Raw genomic sequence first — 2,810 nt, 5'->3', positions numbered from 1 at the left:
GCCGAAAGCCGTGTTCATCGGCGGCTACGCGCCGCAAGGCGGCCCGATCAAGCGTCAGATGAAGCAACTGGGCATCGACGCGCTGCTGATGGGCGGCGACGGCATCTGCTCGCCTGAAATGGGCCGTCTGGGCGGCGACGCCATCGGCGAAAGCGTCTACTGTACCCAAGGCGGCACCATGCTGGAGAAGGCCAAGGAAGGCAAGGCTTTCGCTGACGACTACCAAAAGAAGTTCGGTCGTCCTGCGGAAGTCTACGCAGTCTCGTTCTATGACGGCATGATGGTCATCGCCCAGGCAATGAAGGCGGCAAATTCTGTTGAACCGAAGCTCTACGGCCCCGCGCTGGCCAAGATCAAATACAAAGGCGTGGCAGGTCAGTACGAGTTCGACGACAAGCATGACCTGAAGCAATCGCCAGTGACGATCTTCCGCTTCAAGGACGGCGTGCCGGTTGCTTTGACCAGCTACTAATCGGTCATTTTCCACGTTTCATTTCTGCCAGGGAACACTCGCAGCCTTGCGATTGCTTCCCTGAAATGATCCCCAGGTAGTCCAGGTAGTTCATCCCCGGCCCTCTGCAGTGCAGCAGGGCCGGAGACAGCCATAGTCTTATCTTTCGGATTAGACAAGGCATTGATGCATCCGTATCACCAATACGGCGCACGCAATCGGAAATGCAATACACTGCCCGTTGATGAAATGGGTTCTAATTTTGCAGAAGGAAGTTTCATGCTCAGTTACACCCGTACGGTCCAGACCATCGACGCCCACACCGGCGGCGAACCCTTGCGCATCCTCGTGTCCGGCCTGCCGCAAGTACCCGGCGCGACCATCCTCGAAAAGCGCAGCTGGCTCAAGGAAAATCGTGACGACCTGCGCCAGTTTCTCATGAACGAGCCGCGCGGCCACGCCGACATGTACGGGGCTTACCTGTTTCCGCCACTGACGCCGAATGCCGATTTCGGCGTTATTTTTATCCACAACGAAGGCTACAGCGACATGTGCGGCCACGGCATCATCGCGCTGGGTAAAGTGCTGGTCGAGATGGGCTATGTCGAGCGCACTTCACCGGTCACCCGCATCTGCTTCGACGCGCCGGCCGGCTTCATCGATGCCAGCGTGGAGTGGGATGGCCAGCGCGCCGGCAAGGTCACCTTCAAGAACGTGCCGTCCTTCATCTATCAGCGCGACGTCGAAGTCGACACCCCCAGCTTCGGCAAGATCACCGGCGACATCGTCTTCGGCGGCGCCTTCTACTACTACATCAATGCCGACCAGGCTAACTTGACCGTCAAGCCGGAACTGGTGCGCCAGCTGATCCAGCTCGGCGCCGAGACCAAGGCCGCCGTCAAAGCCAAGGTCCAGATCCGGCATCCGCTGGAGCCGGGCCTGAACACGCTGTACGGCACCATCATCGACAGCGCACCCAATTTCCCCGGGGCCGACCAGTCCAACGTCTGCATCTTCGCCGACCGCGAAGTCGACCGTTCGCCGACCGGCACCGGCACCTCCGGCCGCGCGGCGCAATTGTTCCAGCGCGGCAAGCTGGCGCTCAATCAGAACTACGTCAACGGCAGCATCGTCGGCAGCAATTTCGGCGTCAAGGTCACCGGCACCACCAAGGTCGGCGAGCTCGACGCCGTCTTCACCGAAGTCACCGGTTCGGCGCACATCATGAGCACCAACCAATGGGTGCTGGAAGAGTCCGACCCGTTCCCGACCGGCTTCTTCCTGAGGTAATCGATGCATATTCTCGACGCCCAACAAACCGCCGACGCCTTGCCGTTCGACCGCCTGGTGCCGGCGCTGGCGCGAGCCGCGCAGGAATACTCCGGCGGCCAGATCACCGCACCCGACCGCCAGGTCGTACCGATCGATGCCGCCAGCGTGCTGCTCAGCATGCCGGCCGTCAGTCCGGATCTCAGCGTCACCAAACTGATCACCGTCCACGCCGACAATGCCAGACACGGCTTGCCGGTGATCCAGGGCGAGGTCGTGGTTTTCGAAACCCAGACCGGCCGCCGCATCGCCTTGCTGCACGGCCCGACCGTGACCGCGCGCCGCACTGCTGCCATGACCTTGCTCGGCATCCAGACGCTGGCGCCGGCCAGGCCGAAGTCGGCGCTGCTGATCGGCACCGGCGTGCAATCGGCGGCGCATGCCGACGCGCTGGTGGAATATTTCGGCGTCACGCAATTCTGGATCGTGGCGCGCGACATCGCCCGCACCCAGGCGTTTTGCAGCGAACTCAGCACGCGTCACATCGAGCGCGGCATCGTCGCCAGCCCGCTGTCTGCGGACGCGATGCAAAACGACTTGCCCGCCACCGACGTGCTGATCGCCCTGACTACATCGCGGACCGCCGTAATTCCGGCCAGGCTTGCGCCGCATACGCTGGCCATCGGCGTCGGCGCCTTCAAGCCCGACATGGTGGAATTCCCGGCGTCCTTGCTGGCCGAACGCACCATCGTCGTCGACGATGTGGAGGGCGCCAGGCACGAGGCGGGCGACCTGATTCAGGCCGGCGTCGACTGGAGTCGCGTGCGCAACATTGGCGACGTCCTTGCCGGTCGCGGCGAACCGCTGCCGTTGGATCGCGGCATGCCGGTATTCAAAACCGTGGGGCAGGCATCATGGGATCTGGCGGCCGCGCGCGTGGTGCGCGATATGTTGCAGACCTGAAGCTGCAGGCCTGAACCGACCTGACGCAGGGAAATTTTCTTTTTCAGATTTACAAAGAACCGCTCCGCAACAAGCAGAGCGGAAAAAAAGGGAGCATAGGAGACATATGGACATATTCATCCAGCAA

At 61.8% G+C, this 2,810-nt stretch carries 3 protein-coding genes; all 3 read left to right on the top strand.

All coding sequences use genetic code 11. The annotated features are described in order from the left end of the window. On the top strand, positions 1 to 472 hold a 472-nt coding region (locus PMI16_RS00015; protein ID WP_007875134.1), incomplete at its 5' end, for a branched-chain amino acid ABC transporter substrate-binding protein. A 258-nt stretch (positions 473 to 730) separates the two neighbouring features. Beyond that, on the top strand, positions 731 to 1,741 hold the full coding sequence (lhpH, locus tag PMI16_RS00010; RefSeq protein ID WP_007875133.1) for a trans-3-hydroxy-L-proline dehydratase: 1,011 nt from the start codon (positions 731 to 733) through the stop codon (positions 1,739 to 1,741). 3 nt (positions 1,742 to 1,744) lie between these two features. Next, complete coding sequence (locus tag PMI16_RS00005) at positions 1,745 to 2,683, top strand: delta(1)-pyrroline-2-carboxylate reductase family protein (protein ID WP_007875132.1); 939 nt, start codon at positions 1,745 to 1,747, stop codon at positions 2,681 to 2,683. Positions 2,684 to 2,810: the final 127 nt, after the last annotated feature.

The sequence above is a fragment of the Herbaspirillum sp. CF444 genome (assembly GCF_000282135.1).
Classification (GTDB): domain Bacteria; phylum Pseudomonadota; class Gammaproteobacteria; order Burkholderiales; family Burkholderiaceae_D; genus Herbaspirillum.
This window is presented reverse-complemented; position numbering and strand designations above follow the sequence as displayed.

Bases quoted from the DNA above. Each gene is read 5' to 3' on its own strand.
- lhpH (WP_007875133.1), top strand. From the start codon at position 731: ATGCTCAGTTACACCCGTACGGTCCAGACCATCGACGCCCACACCGGC.
- PMI16_RS00005 (WP_007875132.1), top strand. From the start codon at position 1,745: ATGCATATTCTCGACGCCCAACAAACCGCCGACGCCTTGCCGTTCGAC.